The 1,382-nt window shown below is 67.4% G+C and carries 1 protein-coding gene; it reads right to left on the bottom strand.

Translation table 11 applies throughout. The annotated features are described in order from the left end of the window. Positions 1-35: 35 nt before the first annotated feature. A protein-coding gene (locus EU513_RS15570; RefSeq protein WP_370447369.1) for an IS3 family transposase occupies positions 36-1,309 on the bottom strand; the annotation gives its coding sequence in 2 pieces (ribosomal slippage) (positions 36-961 and positions 961-1,309; 1,275 coding nt in all). Between the last annotated feature and the right edge of the window lie 73 nt (positions 1,310-1,382).

The following is a 1,382-nucleotide window of genomic DNA, read 5'->3' as shown; positions in this document are numbered from 1 at the left end:
GGGCCCTACCCCCGGATCTTGGACACGGGGTGTGATTACGCAGCAGGTCGCAGCGTAGCGGTGTAGCCGGTCTCGAAGGCGACCGGCGAGGTGTAGCGACACCACGAGTGGCGTCGCTTGGTGTTGTAGCGGACGAGCCATCTGAAGACCTGCCGACGGCAGGTCAGCTCGTCACTCCAGCAGGCGGCGTCTTGGAGGACTTCACGCTTCATCGTGGCGTTGAACGACTCTGCGAGGGCGTTGTCCGCGCTGGATCCGACGGCGCCCATGGACTGGGTCACGCCGAGCTTGCGGCAGAGCTTGGCGTAGGCCTTCGAGCAGTAGACCGACCCGTGGTCGCTGTGGAACACAGCGCCCTTGAGGCTGCCCCGGGTCGCGGCGGCGGCCTTGAGGGCGTCCTCGACGAGTTCGGTGCGCATGTGGTCGGCGATGGCCCACCCGGCCAGCCGACGGGAGTAGCAGTCGATCACGGTCGCCAAGTACAGGTTCGTCCCGTCGGCCAGCGGCAGGTAGGTGATGTCGCCGACATAGCGCTCGTTGGGGCGCTCGGCGGTGAAGTCACGCTGGAGCAGGTCGGGGTACTTCTGCCCCGACGGCTCGGGGATCGTGGTGCGGACCCGGCGCTTCTTCATGTAGCCGCGGATGCCCTCAAAGCGCATCACCCTCGCGACACGCTTGTGGTTGACCCGCTCACCGGCAGCCGCGCTGTCACCGAGTTGAGCGTTGAGCTCGGCGGTGATCCGCGGCGCGCCCTGAGTGTTGTCCTCGGCATGGACCGCTCTGATCCGCTCAGCCAGCGCTGCGTCGTCAGCTGCTCTGGCTTCGCGGGCCGGCGCGGCCTTGAGCCAGGCGTAGTAGGACGAGCGCTCGATCTCGACGAGCTCGCACAGTCGCTTCACCTCGAAGGTGGCGGAGTTGTCGGCGACGAACTGGAAGCGACTCACCAGCGCGTCTCCCCGGCGAAATACTTGGCCGCCCGCTGCAGGATCTCCCGCTCGGTCGTGAGCTTGGTGGTCTCCGCTCGCAACGCCGCGTTCTCGGCCTCGAGCCGGGCGATCCTCTGCTCCGGCGTCTCGTCCGTCGGTGCCGACGAGCTCGCGGCGGACGTCTTGGCTTGCAGCGGGCTGGAGGTCAACGTCCCGTCAGCGGCGGTCTTCTTGCCGGTCCCGTAGACCTCGAGCCAACCCCGCAGCGTGCCACGCACGATGCCGAGGTCCTCGGCGATGCCGCGGACCGTGGCGCCCGGGGTGGACTCGTACAAGTCGACGGCCTGACGACGGAACTCCTCGGAGTAGTTCTTCCTGGCCATGATTCTCGGATCATCTCGCTTCCCCAGCACCAGGTGCTGGATTCAGCGTGTCCAAGAACCGGGGTCAGGCCCC

Source organism: Yimella sp. RIT 621 (assembly GCF_004146205.1).
Lineage (GTDB): Bacteria > Actinomycetota > Actinomycetes > Actinomycetales > Dermatophilaceae > Yimella > Yimella lutea.
This window is presented reverse-complemented; position numbering and strand designations above follow the sequence as displayed.